The organism is Rubrobacter calidifluminis (assembly GCF_028617075.1).
GTDB lineage: Bacteria > Actinomycetota > Rubrobacteria > Rubrobacterales > Rubrobacteraceae > Rubrobacter_E > Rubrobacter_E calidifluminis.
Window position 1 is genome coordinate 1 of record NZ_JAQKGV010000007.1, and the last position, 21316, is coordinate 21316.

Sequence of the window (21316 nt, forward strand, 5' to 3'; positions counted from 1 at the left end):
CCTCTATCTCCCGCCGGGCCCCCTCCAGGCTCTCGCCGGTGCGGGCCACGAGGGCCACCGCAAACCCCTCCCGCGCGAAGCGCCGGGCCACCGCCGAGCCGAGCCCCGGCCCCACCCCGACGACCGCCGCAACCGGGCTCACAGCTTACCCCCCTCCTCGCTCCACACCGGTCCTTCGGGGAAGGCATACCTCTCGAGCGAGGCGCGCTTCATCTCTATCGAGTAGCCGGGGGCTTCCGGGGGCATGTATCGGCCGTCCTTTATCACGACCGGGTGGACGAAGTGCTCGTGCAGGTGGTCGACGTACTCGAGGATGCGATCCTCGAGCGAGGCCCCAACGCAGATGTAGTCGAAGATCGAGAGGTGCTGGACGTACTCGCACAAGCCCACCCCGCCCGCGTGCGGGCAGACCGGGATCCCGAACTTCTTCGCCAGAAGGAGCACCGCGATCACCTCGTTCACCCCGCCGAGCCGGCAGGCGTCTATCTGGCAGAAGCTTATGGCATCGGCCTGCATCAGCTGCTTGAAGACGATGCGGTTCTGGCAGTGTTCCCCGGTGGCGACCCCTATGGGTGCCACAGCTTTCGCTATGCGGGCGTGGCCGAGGACGTCGTCGGGGCTGGTGGGCTCTTCGATCCAGTACGGCTCGAAGGGCGCGAGGCGCTCCATCCAGGCGATGGCCTCTTCCACGTCCCACACCTGGTTGGCGTCGACCATGAGCTTCCTCTCCGGGCCTATTACCTCCCGGATGAGGGCGGCCCGTCTGACGTCGTCCTCAACGTCCGCCCCGACCTTCATCTTGAAGTGGGTCCAGCCCCTCTCGACCCCCTCGCGGGCAAGCGCCCTCATCTTATCGTCGGGGTAGCCGAGCCAGCCCGCAGAGGTGGTGTATGCGGGGAAACCTTCCTCCAACATCTCCCGCTCGCGTTCGGCGCGGGTGGGTTCGTTCTCCCGGAGGATCTTGAGCGCCTCCTCCGGGGTCAACGCGTCGGTTATGTACCTGAACGGCACGCAGGAGACGATCTCCTCCGGGCTCATGTCCGAGAGGAGCCTCCAGAGCGGTTTGCCCTCCTTCTTCGCCCACAGGTCCCACACGGCGTTGACGATGGCGGCGGTGGCCATGTGGATCACGCCCTTCTGCGGCCCGAGCCACCGTAGCTGCCCGTCGGAGGTCATCCGCTCCCAGAAGGCCCCCATGTCCGAGGTGAACCTCTCGAGCTCCTCCCCGACCACGAGCGAGGCGAGCGCCTCTATCCCGGAGACGATCACCTCGGTACCCCGCCCGCAGGTGAAGGCGAGCCCGTGGCCCTCGAGACCGGGTTCGTCGGTTTTGAGGATCACGTACGCCGCCGAGTAGTCGGGGGCGTGGTGCATCGCGTCCGAACCTGAGAGGTCGCGCGAGGTCGGGAAGCGCACGTCGTGGGCCTCAAGGCCAACTATCCTGGTCATCCATCCCCCTTTCAGATCACCCGCGCAGATTCCCTGCTTCCCGTCCTCTCCGCCGGCAGCGGCTCGACCCTGCCCACGATGAAGAGGTAGGAGAGCGCCCCGACGATCGCGAGGACGCCGGCGGTGATGAGCCCGCCGACGAACGAGCCCGTCGCTCCGAGAACAGCTCCGAGCACGGCGGGGCTCGCGATCCCGGCGAGGTTCGAGGCGAAGTTCTGGATGCCGCCGATCGAGGCGACCCAGGAGACGGAAGACCCCTCGGCGGCCTGCGGCGCGACATCCGCGGGGAGAGACCACACGCTCGCCGCCGCGAAGGTGAGGCTCGCGTAGGAAACCGAAAGCAACGCGAGCGCCCCGGCCGCCGTCGGCACCAGCGCGGCGAGGGCTATCACCGAGGAGAAGAGCATCCCGCCGACCAGGCACACCTTGCGCGCCACGGTGAGGCTCGCCCCCCGCCGGACCAGGAAGTCCGAGAAGAGCCCCCCGACCCAGCCACCGGGTATCGCGACGATCGCCGGGATCGTCCCGAAGATACCGAGCTGCAGGAGGTCGAAACCCCTGGCCTTCACCAGGTAACTCGGGAACCAGGTGATGAAGAAGTAGATGACGAAGTTGAGGCAGAAGAACCCGATCATCATCCCCCAGATCGTGCGGTAGCGGAAGAGATCCCGCCAGCGGATCTCGTTCGCTCTCCTCTGAGGCTGCCGGCTCCTGTCGTAGTCGGCGGTCCTGGCCCCGCCGGCCTCGATGTACCGCAGCTCTTCCTCAGAAACCCTCGGATGCCTCCTCGGGCTGCGGTAGAGCAGCACCCAGAAGATGGCCCACACGATCCCCAAAGCCCCGGTCACGGCGAAGGAGACCCGCCACCCGAACGCCCCGATGAGCCCGGCGACTATCGGGAGCGAGAGCGCCGTGCCGACCCTGGCTCCGGAGTCGAAGATGCTGGTGGCAAAGGCCCGCTCCTGTTTGGGGAACCACTGGGAGACGACCTTGGCGCAGCTCGGATACCCTCCGGCCTCACCGGCGCCGAGCAGGAGCCGGAACCCGAAGAGCGAGGCGAAGTTCCTCGCGAGCCCGGTGGCCGCAGTAAAGACCGACCACCACACGACCGCCACCGTGTAGACGAGCCGCGCCCCGAACCGGTCGACCCAGTAGCCCATCGGGAGCTGGAAGAAGGCATAGGTGTAGAAGAACGCCCCGAGCGCGAGCCCCATCGCGAAATCGCCTATCCCGAGCTCCTTCTGGATGTGGGTCGCCGCTACCCCGAGGTTCGCCCGGTCGATGTAGTTTATGGCTATGCCGAAGAAGGCCAGGACGACCATCAGCCAGCGCACCCGGCTCCTCCCGGCGACTCCCCTTCTCACAGACACCTGTTCACTCCCCCTTTCCCTTGCCCTGCCCCCACTCTAGCGGGCGGTGACACCCCCGTCCACCACCATGCACGCCCCGACGACCGATTCGGCCTCCTCGGAGGCCAGGTAGGCGGCCATCGCGGCGATCTCGTCCGGCCTGACGAGCCGCCCGTGCGGCTGACGCGCCCGCATCCTGGCGCGCGCCTCCTCCGGGTCGTCGTAGCCGGCCGTGATCCTGGCGACCCACGGCGTGTCCACCGTCCCGGGTGCGATGCAGTTGACCCTCACCCCCTCCCCGATGTGGTCCATCGCGCAGGCCCGGGTCATCGAGAGGATCGCACCCTTCGCCGCACAGTAGACCGCCCGGTCGGTGAGCCCCACCAGCGCCGCGATGGAAGACATGTTTATGACCGACCCACCCCCGGAATCCCGGATGGCGGGGATGGCATACTTCATCCCGAGGAAGGTCCCCCGCACGCACACGTCCATCATCCTGTCGTAGTCCTCCTCGGTCGTATCGGGAGCGGTCGCCGCCACTCCCACCCCCGCGTTGTTGACCATCACGTCGAGCCCGCCCCACTCCTCGACGACCCGCCCGACGAGCGCCTCCACCTCATCGGCCCGCCTCACGTCCACCTGATGAACCAGCGTCTCGCCCTCGATCTCCGCCGCCACCTTCCGGGCCGCCCCCTCGTCCACGTCCGCCAGAACCACCCTCGCCCCCTCCGAAGCCATCCTGAGCGCTATCGCCCGCCCGATACCGCTCCCGGCCCCGGTCACCACGACCCGCTTCCCCTCGAGCCGCCTCATCCCCTGCGTCATCACCCACCTCCAGAGATTTGTTCCATTGAATGAAAATTGCTTTCTTTCCTTGACACAGAACATGAAAGCATGTACCTTGCGCTACTGCAAGGGGAAGGAGATCGGGTGGAAGGGAAGATCAGGGAGAGACGCGACGGCCGGGTAGAGACGCTGGCGCGGGGTTTGAGCCTTCTGGTGGCCTTCGGGGAGGGAGGCGGGGGCAAGACGCTCACGGAGCTGGCACGGGCTGCGGGTCTTCCGAAGCCGACTGCGATGCGGATGCTCCGTACTCTGGAAGAGTTCGGGTTCGTGAGCCGGGAAGGGAGGCTCTACCACGTGGGTCCACGGTGTCTTTCGCTCGGCAACCTCTACGATCTGGACGAGGATCTCAGGTGCTGGTCGCTCCCGGTGATGCGCGAGCTGACGCAAGAGGTCGGTGAGGTCGTACAGCTCGCGGTGTTGAAGGGGCGGGAGATCCTCTACCTCGAGCGCACCGAGCCGCGCCGGTCGGTCACGGTCGTACTCTCGCGGCCCGGCTCGACCCGCCCGGCGCACTGCACGGCTTTGGGCAAGGCGCTTCTGGCCTTCGGCGGCGAGAGGGAGCGGGAGGAGTATCTGGCGGTGGACAGGCTCGAGTCGCGCACGTCGAGATCGATCACCAGCCCGGAGGCGTTGCGTGCCGAGCTCGAGGTGACGCGGAGGCGCGGGTATGCGGTGGACGATACCGAGAGCGACGAAGAGGTAAGGTGCGTGGCCGCCCCCATCTTCGACGGGGTGGGGATGTGCATAGCCGCCATGAGCGTCTCCGCGCCCGCCTACCGTTTGCCGGAGGAGAGGCAGGCGGCGCTCGGGGCGCTGGTGCGGGAGTATGCCGGGAGGGTCACGCAGGCGTACTGCCGGGGGGTGGGACAGGTCCCGCCGGGTGCTGGGAGGAGGGAAGGATAACCGATGGCCGGCGGTGCGACATCCCAGGGCAAGGCCGGGAGGATCTGGCGTTATGTCCCACGGGGTCATCCCGTCTCCTGGTGGATGCTCCTCGTCACGACGGGGGCCATCCTGATCACCTCCATAGATCGCACGATACTGCCGACGGTCCTTCCGGCGATCCTCAGAGAGTTCGACCTCTCCACCGCTCAGGGCGGCTTGCTCGTCTCTTTGAGCTTCGCCGGTATGGCCGTCGGTGGCATCATACTCGGCACCCTGGGCGACAGCCCTGGTCGCGGGCCTCGCCGGGCGTGGATGTGGGGCGTGGCGCTGCTCTTCGAGATAGTCGGGGCCGTGGCGACGGCACTCTCGAGCACCCTGAATCAGCTTCGGGCCTCCCGGATACTCGGGGGGATGGGCGAAGGTTCTATGGAGCCGGTGAACGTCGCGATGGTCGGGGAGTGGTGGCAGAAAGAGAACCGTGGCTTCGCCGTCGGCACCCATCATACGGGATTTCCCATCGGGCAGTTTGTGGGACCGGCACTCATCGGGGCACTCCTGGCGGTGGGCACCTGGCGGACCGCCTTCCTAGTCATCCCTCTCATAGGCATCCCAATCTTCGTGCTCCAGACCGTGCTCGCCAGGAAGCGGAACCTAGAGAAGGTCAACCGCTGGGTCAGGGAGCGCGGCATGACACCCTCGGTCACGGTCGACCAGATCGAGGGTGAGGGCTGGACCAACCCCTGGACCAACATCAGGCTCGCACTCTCCTACCGCAACGTGAGGCTCGCGGTGCTGACCAACTTCCTGCTCCTGTTCTCCGAGTTCGGGATAGCGTCGTTCCTCACGCTGCAGCTTACCCAGAAAGCGGGCCTCTCCCTCGGAGAGGCGGCGGTAGTCTCCGGCGCTTCAGGGATAACCGGCTGGATCGGCCAGATCGTGTGGGGGACCGTCTCCGATCATCGGGGCAGGAAATTCTCTTTGGGGATAATCTCGGTCGGGCTCGCGGTGGCCACACTCGCGATGATCTTCATAAACAGCGCGGCCCTGGGTTGGATCATCCTGATCGGGTGGGGGCTTTTCCGCAACTCGCCCTACCCGGTCCTCTACTCCTCGGTCATAGACACCGTCCCCGACGCGGCGTCTTCGGGGATGGGGCTCATGATCGGGGTGGGGCTCGGCGTCTCGGGGACGATAGTCGGATCGGTCTCCGGCTACATAATCGAACACTTCGGCTTCTCGTGGAACTATCTGCTGCTCGCCGCGATCTACCTCTCCACCCTCATCCCGGTGATGATGATGCGGGAGACGGCAGAAGGACGGGTTCCCACCCGGCGATGACCCCGAAAGGAGGGAATGTGACGCGAGCGCAAGAGAGCTCATCCTTCGCTCAGAAGCTGAACGAATACGAGTGGGTCGATCTCTCCCACACGCTGGAGGAAGGCATCCCGGCGTGGCCCACGCACGCCCGCTTCGGCCGCACCCTCTACGAGTCCTACGAGCTCGGGGATGCGGCCTGCCAGTACGCGCTCGCCATGGGCGAGCACACCGGCACCCACCTCGACGCCCCGCTGCACTTCATCGCGGAAGGCAGAGTCCACTACGGGATGGACGAAGTCCCCCTGAACCGGCTGGCGGGACGCGCCGCAACGATAGAGGCCACAGACCTCGCCCCGCGCGAGACACTTTCGGCGGAGCGTATACGCAGCTGGGAGCGGGAGTGGGGCGAGCTCGAGCCCGGGGACGCCGTCCTCATACGCTTCGGCTGGGACGAGCGCTGGGCAACGGGCAGGGAGGGCAGGGCCTTTCTCGAGGACTGGCCGGGCCTCGGCCGGGAGGCTGCAGAATACCTGGTGGAGAGGAAGGTGTCGCTCGTGGGCTGTGACACCCTGGCGATAGACGCCTCCGGCGACGAGACGTTCCCGGCCCACCACACGCTTCTCGGCAACGAGGTCTACATAGCTGAGAACCTCGCCAACCTGGGGTCGCTGCCGCCCTTCTGCATGTTCATGGCGTTCCCGCTCAAGATCCGCGGCGGCTCGGGATCTCCGGTCCGGGCCCTCGCGCTGGTACCTAAGTAGATCCGGGAAAGGGGGAGAACCATGCAAGACTCCGCAACGCCCGCTCCGGTGGGCCGGGCCCGCTGGGCCAGGCTCATCCCGGTGGCGATCATCGTGTACATCATCTCGTTCATGGACCGCACCAACATCGGCTTCGCCTTCGGCGGGATGGAGAAAGAGCTGGGGATAGGAGCCGAGGCCGCGGGGCTCGCCGGGGGGATCTTCTTCATCGGGTACCTCTTCCTGCAGATCCCCGGCGGACACCTCGCCGAGCACTGGAGCGCGAAGAAGTTCGTCGGGATCATGATCATCGTCTGGGGCATCTTCGCGGTCCTCTCGGGGCTGGTGCAGAACTACTGGCAGCTTCTGGCAGTACGCTTCCTGCTCGGCATCTCGGAAGGCGGCATCTGGCCCGCGATACTGGTGCTCATAAGCCACTGGTTCCCCGCACGCGAGCGCGCCCGGGCCTACGGTTTCTGGATCATGAACATCGCGATAGCCTCGATCATCACCGCGCCGCTCTCCGGCTGGATCCTGACGTTCGCCGACTGGCGGTGGCTGTTCATCATCGAGGGGCTCTTCCCGTTCTTCATCGCCGCCCCGCTGTGGTGGTGGCTCGCAGCGGACTGGCCCTCCGAAGCCTCCTGGGTCTCCGAGGAGGAACGCGACTACATAGAACGCACGATCGCCGAGGAGCGCCGCAACGCCCCCGAGGTGGGCGGCTACAGGGAGGCCCTGCGAAGCGGCGTGGTGTGGCAGCTCGTCCTGGTCTATTTCCTGATCCAGATAGGCTTCTACGGGCTGAACCTGTGGCTTCCGACCGTGATCCACGAGATGAGCCAGCGGGGTTACGGGGCGGTCGGGCTGCTCACGGCGATCCCCTACATCGTCGCCATGATCGGGCTGTGGGTCAACGGCTGGGCCGCCGACAGGGACGGCCACTACTCGCTGCACGTCTTCCTCGCGATGCTCATCGCCGCGGTCGCCCTCGTCGCCTCGGTCGCCATCGGCAAGGGCAACATCGTGCCCTCGGTGGTGCTTTTGAGCCTGGCGATGGGCGGCGCCCTGGCCTACGACGGCCCGTTCTGGGCCGCGGCCTCCGAGGCGATGCCCGCGGCCGTGGCGGGTGGGGCGATGGGCCTGATCAACGCGCTCGGCAACCTGGGCGGGTTCGCAGGACCCTACCTGGGCGGCTACCTGCAGCAGAAGAGCGGCAGCTTCGTGAGCACCGCGAGCGTGCTCGCCGCAGCCCTCTTTCTGGCGGGGATAGTGATGATGACGGTGAGGGTGCGCCGCCAGCACGTGGAGGCGCGCACAGAGGAAACCCAGGAGGTGAGGGGTTAGCGTGAAGGCACTGGTCTGGCAGGGGCCGAGGAGCATGGCTCTCGAGGAGAGCCCGGAGCCCGAGCCGGGTCCCGGAGAGGTGGTGCTGCGCACCGGCGCCGCCGGGATCTGCGGTTCGGAGGTCGAAGGGTACCTGGGCAGGATGGGCAACCGCACCCCGCCGCTCGTGATGGGACACGAGTTCGCGGGCACGGTGTCGAAGGTCGGCGAGGGGGTGGAACCTTCGTGGGAGGGGAGGAGGGTCGCGGTCAATCCCCTGCTCCCGTGCGACGAGTGCCCCATCTGCCGGGCCGGGATGGAGAACGCCTGCCCCAACCGCACCATGATCGGCATCCAGCACCCCGGAGCCTTCGCAGAGTACGTCCGCGTCCCCGCCGCGGCGCTGCTGCCGGTCCCCGACACCCTCCCGATGACCGCCGCGGCCCTCGCCGAACCGTTCGCCAACGGGGTGCACGCGGTACGCCTGGCGCAGGTTCGGGGGTCGATGGAGCGCGCCGTCGTCCTCGGCGCGGGCACCATCGGCACGATGGTCCTGCAGGCTGCGGTCCTGAGCGGGATCCCGGAGGTCACCGTCGTCGAGCCGCACGAAAGGAGGAGGGAGAAGGCATTCTCCTTCGGGGCGAACGCAGCGTTCCCCTCGGGTGAAGACGCGAAGGAGGCGCTGCGCGAGGCCACGGGCGGCCTCGGTGCCGACGTCGTCTTCGACGCTGCCGGCACCTCTCAGACGCGGCGTCTCGCCGCCGGGCTGCTCCGTCCCGGAGGGATGGCCGTCCTCGTCGGGCTGCACGAGGACGAGAGCCTCATACCCTTCCACCACCTGGTGCGCAACCAGCTCGCGCTGCAGGGCTCCTACGCTTACACCCGCGAGGACTTCCGGCAGGCGCTCGACTGGATCTCCGAGGGCCGCGCCGGGATCGGCGAGCTCCCCGACCCCCTGCCGCTCTCCGAGGGCCCCGAAGCGTTCCGCCGCCTGGCCGAAGGTCCCACAGACCAGGTGAAGATCTTTCTGGCGGAGGGGGCGTGAACGGGCGTCCGCTCTCCGGGTGCACCGCGATCGTCACCGGGGCCTCGAGCGGGATCGGGCTCGCCACGGCGAACCTCTTCTGCGACTCCGGGGCCCGCGTCCACGCGGTGGCGCGCAGGAAGGAGGCCATGGAGAAGGGCGCCGGCGAAGAGCGCCTCGCCACGGGGCGTCTCATCCCGCACGCCCTCGACGTCTCGGACCGCGAGGGCGTGGAGGCGCTGGTCGCGGAGACGGGCGGGCGTGAGCGAATCGACCTCCTGGTGCTCGCGGCCGGGACCAACGTCCCCGACAGGAGCCTGGAGAAGCTCTCCCCGGAGGACTGGGAGCGCATCCTCTCGGTGAACCTCTGCGGGGCGTTCTACTTCCTCAAGGCCGCGCTTCCCCACCTCAGAACCTCGCGCGGCCAGGCCATCCTCATAGGCAGCGTCTCCGGGTTCTGGCCCGACGCCTCCGGCCCTGCGTATCAGGCGTCGAAGGCAGGGATGGCCGCGCTCGCGCGGGCGGCGGGCATCGAGGAGCACGCGAGGGGTGTGCGCTTCTCGAGCGTGCTGCCCGGCATCGTGGACACGCCCCTGCTGGACGACCGGCCCGCACCGCCGCCCAGGGAGGTGCGCGAGCGGGCGCTCAGGCCCAGGGACGTGGCGCGGGCGTGCCTGTTCCTCGCCACGCTCCCGGAGCACGTCTGCGTGCCCGAGATGACCATCCTGCCGGCCGGGCTCCAGGCCCTCGGCAAGACCGGAGCGGCAACCCCGCAACTTCCCCCGGAAGAGGAGGACGCGTGAAGATAACGAGCATCAGCACGGCCGTCGTCGAGGCCAACTACGACTGGACCTTCATCCGCATCCGGACCGACGAGGGGATAACCGGGCTCGGCGAGAGCTACCTGGCGCCGGGGCTCACCGCGATCATCCGCGAGATGGGCCGGCTGCTCGTCGGGGAAGACCCGAGAGACATCGACCGGCTCTTCTCCAAGATGCGCTGGGCCGCCTCGGGTGCGGGTTCGATGGGCGGGATCGTCTACAACGCCATCTCCGGGATAGAGGCGGCGCTCTGGGACGTGCTCGGCAAGTACTGCGGCGTCCCCATCTACCGCCTGCTCGGCGGCAAGTATCGCGACCGCGTCCGCGTCTACGCCGACTGCCACGCCGGGGAGGCGCTCGAGGCGCTCGACTCGCTCATGGTCGCCCGCCGCCCGCGCTGGCTGACGGAGGAGGAGAGGACGGCGATCTCCGCCGAGATCAACCACCCCGTCCACGGTCGGGCCTACGGGGAGGCCGAGACGGACGAGGTCTTCACCCCCGAGATGTACGCAGCCCGCGCCCGCGAGGTCGCCTCCCGCGGGTTCACCGCGCTCAAGTTCGACCTCGACGTCCCGAACCCCCACACCCTGGACACCCACTCCGGCACCCTCACCCACGCCGAGGTCGGTTTCATGGTCTCGCTCGTCGAGGCCGTCCGGGAGGCGGTCGGGGAAACGGTGGACATCGCCTTCGACCTGCACTGGCGCTACGACGTCTCCGACGCGCTGCGGCTGGCCTGCGAGCTCGAGCCTTACGGGCTGATGTGGCTCGAGGACCCGATCCCGCCGGAGAACGTCGAGGCGCTGCGGCGCGTCACCGCGGGGACCCGCACCCCGATCTCGAGCGGTGAGAACCTCTACATGCGCTACGGCTTCCGCGAGGCTCTGGAGAGGGGCGCGCTGGACATCGCCGCCCCCGACCTGCAGAAGACCGGCGGGCTCCTGGAGGGACGAAAGATAGCCGACCTGGCAGACACCCACTACGTCGCCCTAGCCCCGCACTGCATCGCCTCTCCCGTCGGGACGCTCGCCTCGGCGCACTTGGCCGCCGCGATCCCGAATTTCCTCGCGCTGGAGTGGCACGGGATGAGCGTCCCGTTCTGGGAGGAGATGGTCACGGGCCTCGACCACCCCGTGATCGAGGACGGGTTCATCCGCGTTCCGGAAGCCCCGGGGCTCGGGGTCGAGCTGAACGAGGAGGTGGCCCGCCGCTACGCCCGTCCCGGCGAGCCGTTCTTCGAGGAGACCTAGAGAGACGGACGCCGGCCTTCGAACCCCGTCGCCTGCTCGAAGGCGTGCGCGAGGCGCAGCACCCCGACCTCGTCGCGGGGACGACCCACGATCTGAAGCCCCACCGGAAGCCCCTCCGGGGTGAAACCTCCCGGCACCGAGATCGCGGGCAGGGCGGGCACGGTTATGTAGTAGCAGGACTTCATCCAGTCGATGTAGGTCTGCATCGGCTCGCCCGCCACCTCCGTCGGGTACTCCACCTTGACGTCGAACGGGAGGACCTGAACCGTCGGGAGGAGCAGGAAGTCGTAGAGATCGAGGAACTTTCGCACCCGGTGGTAGAGCTCCGTCCTGAACTTCTCGGCCCGCGCGAGGTCGTCCGGGGTGAGCCTCGCCCCCTGCTCGATGTTCCAGACAACCGTCTTCTTCATCTCGTGCCGGTGCTCCGCGAGAAGCTCTCCGTAGGAGAGGTGGAACTGGAAGGCCCTGAAGACCTTGAACGCCTCGTCGGCCCCGGAGAAGTCCGGCGCGGCCTCCTCGACGGTGCACCCGATCTCTTCGAAGACACCGAGGGTGCCTTCGAGCGTCTCCAACACCTCCCGCTCGACGGGGAGCTCCCCGAGGGTGGAACTCCAGGCGAGACGCGCTCCGGAGAAGTCATGCTCCAGGGGTTCGAGGAAGATCTCCCCCGGCTCGGACAGAGAGAGCGGGGCGCGCGGGTCGGGGCCCGCGATCGCCGCGAGCATGAGCGCAACATCGGAGGCGCTCCGGGCCATCGGACCTTCGACCGAGAGCGGGGACCACGGGACGAGCGTGGGCCAGGTGGGGACCCTCCCGGGTGAGGGCCTCAAACCCACGACGTTGCAGAAGGAGGCCGGGTTGCGCAGCGATCCCCCCATGTCCGAGCCGTCGGCGATCGGAACCATCCCGGCCGCGAGCGCGGCGGCTGCCCCGCCGCTCGACCCACCGCAGGTCTTCGAGAGGTTGTAGGGGTTTCTGGTCGCCCCGAAGATCGGGTTGAACGTCTGCGAGCCCGCGCCGAACTCTGGGGTGTTGCTCTTGCCCAGGGTTATCGCTCCGGCTCTCTTCAGGCGCTCGACGATGAGCGCATCGTCCTCCGGGACGAAGTCTCTGAAGGCCGGAGAGCCGAAGGTCGTGCGGATATCCCTGGTGGGAACGAGATCCTTGTGCACCACCGGGAGCCCGTGCAGGATCCCGACCTCCCCGCCCCGGGTGATCCTCCGGTCGGCCTCGCGCGCCTCCTCGATGGCACGCTCCGGCACCAGGGTGACGATGGCGTTCACCCTCGGATTCGTCTCCTCGAGGCGCCGGAGGTGGGCCTCGACGACCTCCACGGCGGAGAGCTCGCGCTCCCGGATCAGGCGAGCCATCTCCCGCGCCGGGAGGTAGATGATCTCGTCAGTCAACCCTCCACCTCCCGTACGGGACGGCGACATCCGGGCATCCAGGGAGATGCGGCGTGGCGAGCCCGCGCATCACGGCTGCTGGGGCACCATCCGCCGGGCGGCCTCCTCGCGATCACGGCGGGTGGCCGTCGCCAGGCTCACCACCACCCCAACCAGGGTGTTCACGATGAGCCCGTAGAGGCCGCCGTTTATCCCGAAGAGCGGATCGTGGCCGGTGGCGAACAGGATGAAGACTAAGGCCACCCCCGCAGCGTAGCCCGCGACCGCGCCCTTCGCGTTCATCCCGCGCCACAGGAGCCCCAGGATCAGGACGGGAGCAAGCTGGGTTATCCCCTCGTAGGAGATAACCGAGAGCCGGACCAGGGTGGAGGGCAGCGTGATCGAGAAGACCAGCGCGATCAGGCCGACCAGGAACGTCACGAGCTGCGAGAGCCGGTGCTGGGCCCTCTCCGAGCGGACGCCAAGCCCCAGGATGCTCCTGCCCCACATCGTCCCTATCACCAGCATGAAGACGGTCATCGGCACGATCGCCGAGAGCGCCCCCGCCACCCCGGTCAGGCCGACGAACCATGCCGGGAACGCCTTGATCGAGAGGGCGAGCAACGCCAGGTCGCCGTCCTTGAGGTGCGGCACGACGAAGACAGCCGCCATCCCGAGCAGCATCGGGACGAACAGCAGGATCTGGTAGCAGGGCAGAAAGATACTGTTGGTGCGGATGGTGCGGGCCGCCTGAGCCCCCAGGTAGGCGGCGAAGACGTTGGGGAAGACGATGTAGCCGAAGGAGTTGACGATGGTGGTCGAAGCGAACCACCACGAATTCAGGTTCGGCGATTTCCCCGGCAGGGTGAGCATCTCCGGGTGGGTGTCCAGGAGCCTCTCGAAGAGCCCGCCGTAGCCGCCGAAGAAGTGGTAGGGGACGTAGAGGCCGATCACGATGACCGTCAGGATGACCAGCGAGTCCTTGAGCAGGCTCACCCAGGCGCTCCCTCGCAGTCCGCTCACCAGGATGAACCCCTCGGCGACGATGAAGGAGATCACGTACGCCCAGTCGAGGCTTATACCGCCGTAGGTCATCTGATTGACGACGAGGCCCATGCCGGTGATCTGGAGCTGCACGTACGGGATGAGGAAGATGGTCGTGATCAGGGCCATAAGAACCCCGAGCGTCTTGCTCCCATACCGGTGCGTCCCCATGTCCGATACGCTTATGAGGTTATGCTTCTTCGCGTAAGCCCAGAACAGGGGCCCGAAGAAGTACCCGAGTGCGTACCCGCCGCACAGGTAGGCGAACTCGTAGTAGATCGGAGCCCCGTAGTCATAACCCCAACCGGCTGCGCCGAGGTAGCTGAACGCCGTGTACGTCTCGCCGGCGAGCAACACCCACAGAAGAACCGACCCGAAGCTGCGCCCGCCGACCGACCACTCCGAGAAGTCAGGCTGCCGTCCCCTCACCGATAGCAGCCCGAGCGCGATCGTGAGGATCATGAAGATTATGAAGATGGTGCTCGCCACCGCCGCGTTGGACATGGCCTACCCTCCTCCCCCGTTCCTTTTTCTCCCGTAGAGCGGGTCGAAGCGGGCGGCGAGCCAGATCGCGAGCGGCGTCGCCACCACGCCGACGAGCATCCAGAAGGTGAAGAAAGGCATCCCGAAGACGAGCGGGTGGATGCGGTTGGCGAACGGCAGCCCCACTATGAAGATGACGAACGGGACCAGAAGCAGCCACAGCGAGCTCCTACCCCGCATGGTCATCTCCCTCCCCGGCCTCGAGGTATCCGCAGAGGATGAGCGCGAGAACCTTCGTGGCCGCCACCAGATCTTCGACCTCGACGTACTCGTCGGCGATGTGGGAGAGCGCGGTTCTGCCCGGCCCGTAGACTATGCAGTTCTCTATCCCCGCGCCGTGCACGACGAAGCGCTGGTCGTCGCTCCCGGCGGAGATCAGGAGCCGGGGCTCCATGCCCAAAGACCTGACGGCCTGCCGGGCCACCCTGACGAGCGGCTCATCCTCCGGGATTATTACGGGCTCGGTGGCGTAGGTCTCCCGGTAGTCGTAGCGGATGCCGGTCTCCCCGGCGAACGCCTCCAGCAGAGAGAGGATCTCCTCCCGGGCCTCCTCCAGCCGCTCCTGCGGCACCAGGCGGCGGTTGAAGGTGAGGCGGCAGCGGTCGGGGACGGTGTTGGTGGCCGTCCCGCCCTGCACGGTGTCGAAGGAGAGGGTGGCGCAGACGGCCTCGGCGGGCGTCACCGCGAGGCTGCTCCTGCGCTGCGAAAGCCGGGGTTTCAGATCCTCCTCCACCCGCGAGACGAAGCGCGCCGCCAGCTCCACGGCGTTCAGCCCGAGCATCGGGGCGCTCCCGTGGGCCTTGCGGCCGAAGAAGGTGATCTCACACCATATCGCACCCTTGTGCCCGAGGCCTATCCCCTCCGGGCCGAACGGCTCGGTGATGATAACTGCGTCGGTGTCCTCGGCACCGATCACCCCCCGTTCGACGAGGAACCCCATCCCGGCGTTTCTGTTCCCGACGGTCTCCTCGTCCGGGACCGCGCTCTGGACGATGCGCCCTCCCACATCCAACCCGGCCCTGCGCAGAGCCTCGACGGCGAAGATCTGACAGGCGAGCCCGCTCTTCTGATCGGCCGCTCCCCGGCCGTAGACCCTCCCGTCCTCGAGCTCCCCGCCGAAGGGATCGTGACGCCAGTCGCTGCCGGCGGGCACCACATCGTAGTGACCGTTGAGGTGTATGGAGCCTCCCTCCCTGTCTCCCGGCAGCCGGGCGACGAGGTTGGGACGGGGTCTCCCCCCACCGTGCGGCGCGAGCTCGGGGAGGCGCTCCTCCGGCACCCGCAGCACCTCCACCTCGTAGCCGAGCCCGTCGAGCAGATCCCCCATGTAACCGACGAACTTTTCGTAGTGCTCCCCGGGCGGGTTCACCGTCGGTATCCGCACGAACTCCCGCAGCACGTCGACCATCCGGGGCGAGAGCTCTTCCACAGCCTCGAGGATGGCTCCGCGCAACCCCGTAACGCTCAAGCAGGACCTCCCCAGTCGCCCCAACGGGATCAGTTCACACCCGAACCGGAGGGCATGTCAAGACCATGATTCCGCAGGGCGGAAGACACCGGCCCCTTCTAGCGACACCTTGCGGGAGCGGAGTCCTGCACCACCGGGGAGGGGGTCTCGGGCTCGGGGGAGCGGGCACTGAGGCGTCCGAGCACGAAGACCGAGGCCCACAGGAGGAGGAAGCCCGCGATCTGGTTGGGTGTGACGCCCACCCCGAGCACGACCCAGTTGAGGACCACCGCGGTCGCGGGGAAGGCGAGCTCGGCGAGGGTGGCGTAGGAGGCGCGGGTGGAGGTCAGGCCCCGGTAATAGAGCAGGAGGGCGATGAGCCCCGGGATCAGGGCGAGGAGCGCCACCCGCAGGGGGTGTGCGGCGATCCCCTCCCCGACGCCGCCCATCTTCCCCTGCCAGAGCACGACCACCCCGAGCAGCGGCAGGGCACTCAGAAGGCGGGCCCCGGTGAGGGTGTGGAAGGGGAGATCCCGTAACACGAAGCGACCCATGACCGTCGAGGAGCCCCAGAGGAACGCCGCCCCGAGCGCGAAGAGCGAGGAGAGGAGCGCCCCGCTTCCGAGCTTCCCGAACGGCGAGAGGTCGGAGAAGGAGATCAGGTACGCCCCGGCCATCGCGACGACGAAGCATCCCCAGTAGCGCCAGCCGAGCCGCTCGCGCAGGAGCAGCGAGGAGAGGGTTATCGCGAAGAGAGGCTGGGTCTTCTGCAGCAGGATCGCGGCGGTCGGGTTCCCGAGGGCGAACGCCTCGGTGAACATCAGCGTGGCGAGCGCCGAGCCTCCCCAGCCTATGGTGAGCAGCGCGAGCCAGTGCAGCGCCCGGAAGCCGCGGAACGCACGCCAGCCGAGCGCGACCGCCGGGATCGAGTAGGCGGCCAGAAATAGGTGCTCGGAGAAGACGATCGCCGTCGGCGACATGTACTTCAGGAGCGGCACCCGCAGCACCCCGTCGGTGCCCCAGAGCGCCGCCCCGACCGCGACCAGAAGGACCCCGACGAAGCTCCCCCTCTTCCAGCCCAAGCTAGACCGCCCCCGGCCAGCGGAGCTTCGGGATCACCCGCTCCCCGTAGACGCGGATGAACTCCTCCTGGTTGCGCCCGACGTTGTGCACGTAGACCTCGTCGAAGCCCAGGTCCACGTAGTGCTGGATGTGCTCCAGGTGCTCGTCGGGGTCGGCGGAGATGAGCACGCGGTTCGCGAAGTCCTCTATCCTGACCTGCCTGGCCATCGCGGCGAAGTCCTCGGGGTTTCTGATGTCGGCTTTGGGGAAGGGCATCCCGCCGTTGGGCCACTCCCTGAGGGCGTTCTCCCCGGCCTCTTCCTGGCTCTTCGCGTAGGAGACGTGGAGCTGCAGGATGCGCGGCATCTCGGAGGGGTCCTTGTCCTCCTGTCGCGCTCCCTCCTCGAAGCGCTCCATGAGCATCCTTATCTTCTCGTCCGGGGCGCCGACGGTGATGATCCCGTCGCACAACCTCCCGGTACGCCTGCTCATGACGGGCCCGGCGGTGGCGACGTAGATCGGGGGCGGGCTCTCCGGCAGGGTGTAGAGCCTCGCGCTCTCGAGCTTTATGTGCTCCCCCTGGTACTTGACCACATTCCCCGAGAAGAGCCGCCTTATCACCTCGATCGACTCCATCAGGATGCGCAGGCGGGTCGGGGCCTCTGGCCAGTAGTGCCCGACGACGTGCTCGTTCAGGGCCTCACCAGCTCCCAGTCCGAGCCAGAAGCGCCCGGGGTACATCGCCTCCAGCGTGGCCGCGGCCTGCGCGATCACCGCCGGGTGGTAGCGGAAGCCGGGCGGGGTAACCCCGGTCCCGAAGCGCAAAGAAGTCGTCGCCCCGAGCGCCCCGAGCCAGCTCCACACGAACGCGCTCTGCCCCTGCTGTGGGGTCCAGGGGTGGAAGTGGTCGGAGGCCATCACCGAGGTGAACCCGGCCTCCTCCGCCTGCTTCGACCACCTCAGGAGGTCCGTCGGGTGGAACTGCTCGAACATCGCCGCGTAGCCGAGAGTGCCGGTGGTCTTCATGCCCCTCCCTGATCTCGCCTGTAATAAGCAGGGTACCGGCCAATTATATTTGCGATCCCGGCGGACGGGCGTGTATATTCCGGGCCGTGTGAGACCTTTTCACGGGGAGGAGGGTGCGGACGCAGAGAACCCGGATCACGATAGCCTCGCGCCTGGACCGCCTGCCGGTCTACTCGATGCACCGCAGGCTCATCGCCGTGCTCGGTGTAGGCACCTTCTTCGACCTCTACGACATCTTCCTCGGCGGGGTCCTGGCGGCGGTGCTCGCGGACACCTTCAACCTGGGAGCCACGGGTAAGGCGCTCGTCATCGGCTCGGGCTTCGTCGGGATGTTCTTCGGGGCGAGCGTGCTCGGGATCGTCGCGGACTACGTCGGGCGGCGGGCGATGTACCAGGCGGACCTCCTGATCTACTCGATCTTCTCGCTCGCCGCCGCTTTCGCGCCCTCGCTGGCCCTTATCCTGATCTTCCGCTTCCTCGGCGGCCTCGGGCTCGGGGCGACGCTCCCGATGACGGATATCTACATGGGCGAGATGGTCCCGCGCCGGGTGCGCGGCCGGTTCACCGCGCTCGCCTACACCATAGGCTTCTTCGGGGTGCCGGTCGCCGGGCTCGCCGGGCGGCTTCTCGCCCCGAACGACCTGGGCGGGATCGCCGGCTGGCGGTGGCTCTTCGTCTTCGGCTCGCTCGGGGCGCTCATCGTCTGGTTCATGCGCCGCAGCCTCCCCGAATCGCCGCGGTGGTACGAGATCAAAGGTCGTCCTCTGGATGCCGAGGCGGCGATGCGCCGGATGGAGGAGGCGGCCCGCCGCGAGCGCGGCATCGACGAGCTGCCGGCGCCCGAGCCCGCCCCGGTCGAGCCCCAGCGCGGGGCGACCTTCCGGGAGATCTTCGATGAGGGCTACGCCCGGCGTACGGTGATGCTCTTCGCCTTCCAGATCCTGCAGACCGTCGGCTACTACGGTTTCGGCTCGCTCGCCCCGGTAGTCCTCACCGACAAGGGCTTCGACATCGTCGAGACGCTCGGGTACACCGCGCTCATCTTCCTCGGCTACCCGATAGGCTCGATGATCTCGGTGCCCGTCGTCGAGCGTTTCGAGCGCAAGTGGATCATCGTCGGTTCGGCGATCCTGATGGCGATCCTCGGGATGGTCTTCGGCTTCGCATCGTCGGTACCCGTGATCGTCTTATCCGGGTTCCTGCTCACCGCGGTGAGCAACCTCTTCTCCAACGCCTTCCACATCTACCAGGCGGAGATCTTCCCGACCCGCATGCGCGGCACGGCCGTCGGCACGGCGTACAGCCTGAGCCGCCTGACGAGCGCCGTCCTGCCGTTCGTCGCCGTTCCTTTCCTGGCAGCCTACGGCCCGGCGGCGACGTTCATCGGCTCGGCCGTGATCCTGGGGATCCTCTGCCTGGACGTGGGCATCCTCGGCCCCCGCTCGACGGGCCGCACCCTGGAGAAGATCGCGCGCTAGAAGTGGTCCGGGCGGAAGATCCACGGGTCCCGCACCGGGAGGATCTCCTCGAGAACCTCCAGCGCCCGCTCCGTGTCGGGCTCAATGAGCCCGCGCCGGGCGAGCTCGCGCGCGGGCAAATACCCGGCGTAGAGCTGCGCTAGCCGCCGCACGTCGAGCGTGACGCGCCCGGCGATCTCCCCCTCCCCCACGACGTGCTCCTCCTCGTTCTCCGGAAAGAGCTCATCTCGGACGTCGAGCGCGAGCGCCCGTGATCCCCGGGGCCGCAGGAGATCCAGGGCGCCGCGCACGTCGACGATCCGGAGCATCTGCTCGGGGCTCACCCGCGCCTCGACGTATGAGCTCCTCAGGTAGGGGTGCAGCGGCTCCCCGCGCGGGCTCCACATCCTGACGCCGAAGACCTCCGGGTCGAGCGAGGCGGGGAGCGAGAGGAGCCCGGCCAGGGCCTGGGGTGTCCGCCAGACGAGCTCGCGCACCCGCATCGTCCGGCGCGGCTCCCGGGCGGGCTCGAAGGGGCTCGTCTCGTAGAGCATGTACCCCTCCAGCTCGTCGCCCTGCTCGTAGACGGCGGCCTCGACCTCCTCCCGCCCCAGAAGCCTCTCCCAGTACGCCCGGCCGCGGCGCACGCAGAGCCGGTGGCGGGCGGCCGCCTCCTCGTGCAACCCCATCATCCGCACCAGGTCCTTCTCGCAGCAGGCCCGCACGTTCCGCTGCTCCGGAGACGTCGGCAGCTTCCCCGGCTCCAGCCGGTACTCGATGGCCTCGCCCGCGAGCTCGTAGCCGAAGGAGCGGTAGAAGGCGTGGGCGAAGGGCCAGAGCATCGAGAGCGAAACACCTCCCGCGCGCATCCGGCGCAGCGCCTCGCGCACGAGCTCCCCGGCGTAACCCCGCCTCCGGTACGCCGGGTGGGCGGCCACCGCGGCGACCCCGCCCACCGGCACCGCCCTCCCCTCAACATAGGCCTCGAGCGGGAGCACGGTCGCCGTCGCCCGCACCTCCCCGTCTTCCTCCAGCACGTAGACGCTCTCGGGATCCACCCGGGGGTTCTTCCCGGGGTCGAAGTAGTCCCTCCAGCGCCCGACGTCGTTCCCGAACGCGAGCGCGAGCAACCGGGAGAGGGTCTCGAGATCCTCCCCGGCGACCGTCCTCACCTCCAAAGCCATCCTCCCTTCCGCTCGACTCCGAAGGGATTGTAACCGGATCAGGCGAGGCGGCTGATCAGGAACATGAACAACACCCCGACAAGCGCGAGCAGCGTGCTCCTTCGGAACCCGAGCGGCGCGGCGAGCGGCAGCAGCCTCCCCGTCGCGGCGAAGATGAAGAGCCCGGAGAAGAACCCGATCGCCACCGGGAACACCACGCCCGGAACCGGCAGTACCATCGCCACGACCGCCCCGACGAGCGGGGTGAGCGCGTCCGCCACAAGCATCCCCACGGACCGCTTCACCGGCTGGCCGTGGGCGACCATGTAAGAGACGGTGTCAAGCCCGTCGGAGAAATCGTGCCCGATGACCGCGAGCGCGACCAGCACCCCCACGCTCAGGCTGACCTCGAACCCCAGCCCGATGGTGAGCCCGTCGAAGAAGCTGTGCACCACGAAACCACCGGCCCCGACGAGCCCCGCGAGGCCTCCCTTCCCGGCCCCCTCATGCCGGTGCCCCGCGGACCGCTCGAGCAGGCCGAACACGAGGTACCCGGCGAGCGCAGCCCCGAGCGGCACCACCGGCTGCATCCCGAGCTCCGAGGCCCGGCCCACCGCGTCCGGCAACAGGTCGAAGAACGCCGCCCCGAGCACCACGCCCCCGGCTAGAGCCATCAGAACCTGCCGGCGGCCCGGCCAGCGCAGCGCCGCTATCCCCCCGGCCATCGTCGAGAAGAACGTGACCGCCGAGAACACGAGCGTGGCTATCGTCGCCCCGCTCACGCTCCCTCCCCCGAACAACGGGGACAGAGGCCGGTGAAGAGCAACTCGTGCCCGAAGACCCGGAACCCCGTCGCCTCCTCGACCTTACCCTCACACCCGCCGACGATGCACCCCTCGACGGCGGAAATCGTTCCGCACCGCTCGCACCTGACGTGCTCATGGTGCCCGCGGGCCGCCTCGTAGCGCGCCTTCCCATCCCCGAACTCCACCCGCCTCAATACCCCCTCCTCCTCCAGCCGCCGCATCGCCCGCCACACCGTCGAGAAATCCACCCCCCCACCAAGCGCCCGCGCAACATCCTCCACCGACCAGTCGTGCCTCCCCGAAGAGCCCACGAGCCTCTCCACCGCCTCCTTGGTGTGCGCCGGTCGTGCCAACCTTAAAAAACCTCCCTCTCGAAAAG

The 21316-nt window shown here is 68.1% G+C and carries 21 protein-coding genes; 8 read left to right on the forward strand and 13 right to left on the reverse strand.

Annotation, left to right across the window (positions count from 1 at the left end):
* From PJB24_RS15900 to PJB24_RS07050, 4 genes are all read right to left on the reverse strand, one after another.
* Positions 1–142, reverse strand: a 142-nt coding sequence (locus PJB24_RS15900) for an SDR family NAD(P)-dependent oxidoreductase (RefSeq protein ID WP_420541906.1), incomplete at its 3' end; no start/stop codon positions are given.
* A complete protein-coding gene (locus tag PJB24_RS07040) occupies positions 139–1449 on the reverse strand; it encodes an L-fuconate dehydratase (RefSeq protein ID WP_273844196.1) in 1311 nt (436 codons plus the stop codon). The genes PJB24_RS07040 and PJB24_RS15900, both read right to left, overlap by 4 nt.
* A gap of 11 nt (positions 1450–1460) precedes the next feature.
* A complete protein-coding gene (locus PJB24_RS07045; protein WP_420541907.1) occupies positions 1461–2771 on the reverse strand; it encodes an MFS transporter in 1311 nt (436 codons plus the stop codon).
* Between the two features lie 84 nt (positions 2772–2855).
* The gene (locus PJB24_RS07050) at positions 2856–3623 is read right to left on the reverse strand and encodes an SDR family NAD(P)-dependent oxidoreductase (protein ID WP_273844198.1); all 768 of its coding nucleotides are present in this window, start codon (positions 3621–3623) and stop codon (positions 2856–2858) included.
* Between the two features lie 105 nt (positions 3624–3728).
* On the opposite strand from PJB24_RS07050, the gene PJB24_RS07055 reads away from it, so the two are divergent.
* The 7 genes from PJB24_RS07055 to PJB24_RS07085 are packed head-to-tail and all read left to right on the forward strand — an operon-like array spanning position 3729 to position 11004.
* On the forward strand, positions 3729–4547 hold the full coding sequence (locus tag PJB24_RS07055) for an IclR family transcriptional regulator (protein ID WP_273844199.1): 819 nt from the start codon (positions 3729–3731) through the stop codon (positions 4545–4547).
* 3 nt (positions 4548–4550) lie between these two features.
* Positions 4551–5867 carry an MFS transporter gene (locus PJB24_RS07060; protein WP_273844201.1) on the forward strand — a complete coding sequence of 439 codons (1317 nt, stop codon included), beginning with the start codon at positions 4551–4553 and terminating at the stop codon, positions 5865–5867.
* 17 nt (positions 5868–5884) lie between these two features.
* Positions 5885–6607: a cyclase family protein gene (locus PJB24_RS07065; RefSeq protein WP_273844204.1), complete on the forward strand. Its 723-nt coding sequence runs from the start codon at positions 5885–5887 to the stop codon at positions 6605–6607.
* Positions 6608–6628: 21 nt separating this feature from the next.
* A complete protein-coding gene (locus PJB24_RS07070) occupies positions 6629–7930 on the forward strand; it encodes an MFS transporter (protein ID WP_273844206.1) in 1302 nt (433 codons plus the stop codon).
* Between the two features lies 1 nt (position 7931).
* Positions 7932–8954 (forward strand): galactitol-1-phosphate 5-dehydrogenase, encoded by a 1023-nt coding sequence (locus PJB24_RS07075; RefSeq protein ID WP_273844209.1) that lies wholly within the window; start codon positions 7932–7934, stop codon positions 8952–8954.
* Positions 8951–9736 (forward strand): SDR family oxidoreductase, encoded by a 786-nt coding sequence (locus PJB24_RS07080; protein ID WP_273844211.1) that lies wholly within the window; start codon positions 8951–8953, stop codon positions 9734–9736. Before PJB24_RS07075 ends, PJB24_RS07080 begins: the two co-directional genes overlap by 4 nt.
* The gene (locus PJB24_RS07085; protein WP_273844213.1) at positions 9733–11004 is read left to right on the forward strand and encodes a mandelate racemase/muconate lactonizing enzyme family protein; all 1272 of its coding nucleotides are present in this window, start codon (positions 9733–9735) and stop codon (positions 11002–11004) included. Before PJB24_RS07080 ends, PJB24_RS07085 begins: the two co-directional genes overlap by 4 nt.
* Here the strand turns inward: PJB24_RS07085 and PJB24_RS07090 are convergent.
* From PJB24_RS07090 to PJB24_RS07115, 6 genes are all read right to left on the reverse strand, one after another.
* On the reverse strand, positions 11001–12440 hold the full coding sequence (locus PJB24_RS07090; protein WP_420541905.1) for an amidase: 1440 nt from the start codon (positions 12438–12440) through the stop codon (positions 11001–11003). The two genes, PJB24_RS07085 and PJB24_RS07090, sit on opposite strands and share 4 nt — an antisense overlap.
* Before the next feature lie 39 nt (positions 12441–12479).
* Positions 12480–13937 carry a sodium:solute symporter family protein gene (locus PJB24_RS07095; RefSeq protein ID WP_273844217.1) on the reverse strand — a complete coding sequence of 486 codons (1458 nt, stop codon included), beginning with the start codon at positions 13935–13937 and terminating at the stop codon, positions 12480–12482.
* Positions 13938–13940: 3 nt separating this feature from the next.
* Complete coding sequence (locus PJB24_RS07100; protein ID WP_273844219.1) at positions 13941–14156, reverse strand: DUF3311 domain-containing protein; 216 nt, start codon at positions 14154–14156, stop codon at positions 13941–13943.
* The gene (locus tag PJB24_RS07105) at positions 14146–15444 is read right to left on the reverse strand and encodes a M20 family metallopeptidase (RefSeq protein ID WP_273844220.1); all 1299 of its coding nucleotides are present in this window, start codon (positions 15442–15444) and stop codon (positions 14146–14148) included. Before PJB24_RS07105 ends, PJB24_RS07100 begins: the two co-directional genes overlap by 11 nt.
* 98 nt (positions 15445–15542) lie before the next feature.
* Entirely contained in the window at positions 15543–16505 is a 963-nt protein-coding gene (locus PJB24_RS07110) for a DMT family transporter (RefSeq protein WP_273844222.1), read from the reverse strand.
* 1 nt (position 16506) lies between these two features.
* A complete protein-coding gene (locus PJB24_RS07115; RefSeq protein ID WP_273844223.1) occupies positions 16507–17511 on the reverse strand; it encodes a TIGR03557 family F420-dependent LLM class oxidoreductase in 1005 nt (334 codons plus the stop codon).
* 113 nt (positions 17512–17624) lie between these two features.
* Here PJB24_RS07115 and PJB24_RS07120 point away from each other — a divergent pair, with 113 nt between their 5' ends.
* The gene (locus PJB24_RS07120; protein WP_273844224.1) at positions 17625–18989 is read left to right on the forward strand and encodes an MFS transporter; all 1365 of its coding nucleotides are present in this window, start codon (positions 17625–17627) and stop codon (positions 18987–18989) included.
* Here PJB24_RS07120 and PJB24_RS07125 read toward each other — a convergent pair.
* The 3 genes from PJB24_RS07125 to PJB24_RS07135 are packed head-to-tail and all read right to left on the reverse strand — an operon-like array spanning position 18986 to position 21290.
* Positions 18986–20152 (reverse strand): GNAT family N-acetyltransferase, encoded by a 1167-nt coding sequence (locus PJB24_RS07125; RefSeq protein ID WP_273844226.1) that lies wholly within the window; start codon positions 20150–20152, stop codon positions 18986–18988. The genes PJB24_RS07120 and PJB24_RS07125 overlap by 4 nt on opposite strands.
* Before the next feature lie 38 nt (positions 20153–20190).
* Positions 20191–20913: a ZIP family metal transporter gene (locus PJB24_RS07130; RefSeq protein WP_273844227.1), complete on the reverse strand. Its 723-nt coding sequence runs from the start codon at positions 20911–20913 to the stop codon at positions 20191–20193.
* On the reverse strand, positions 20910–21290 hold the full coding sequence (locus PJB24_RS07135) for a Fur family transcriptional regulator (protein WP_273844229.1): 381 nt from the start codon (positions 21288–21290) through the stop codon (positions 20910–20912). Before PJB24_RS07135 ends, PJB24_RS07130 begins: the two co-directional genes overlap by 4 nt.
* Between the last annotated feature and the right edge of the window lie 26 nt (positions 21291–21316).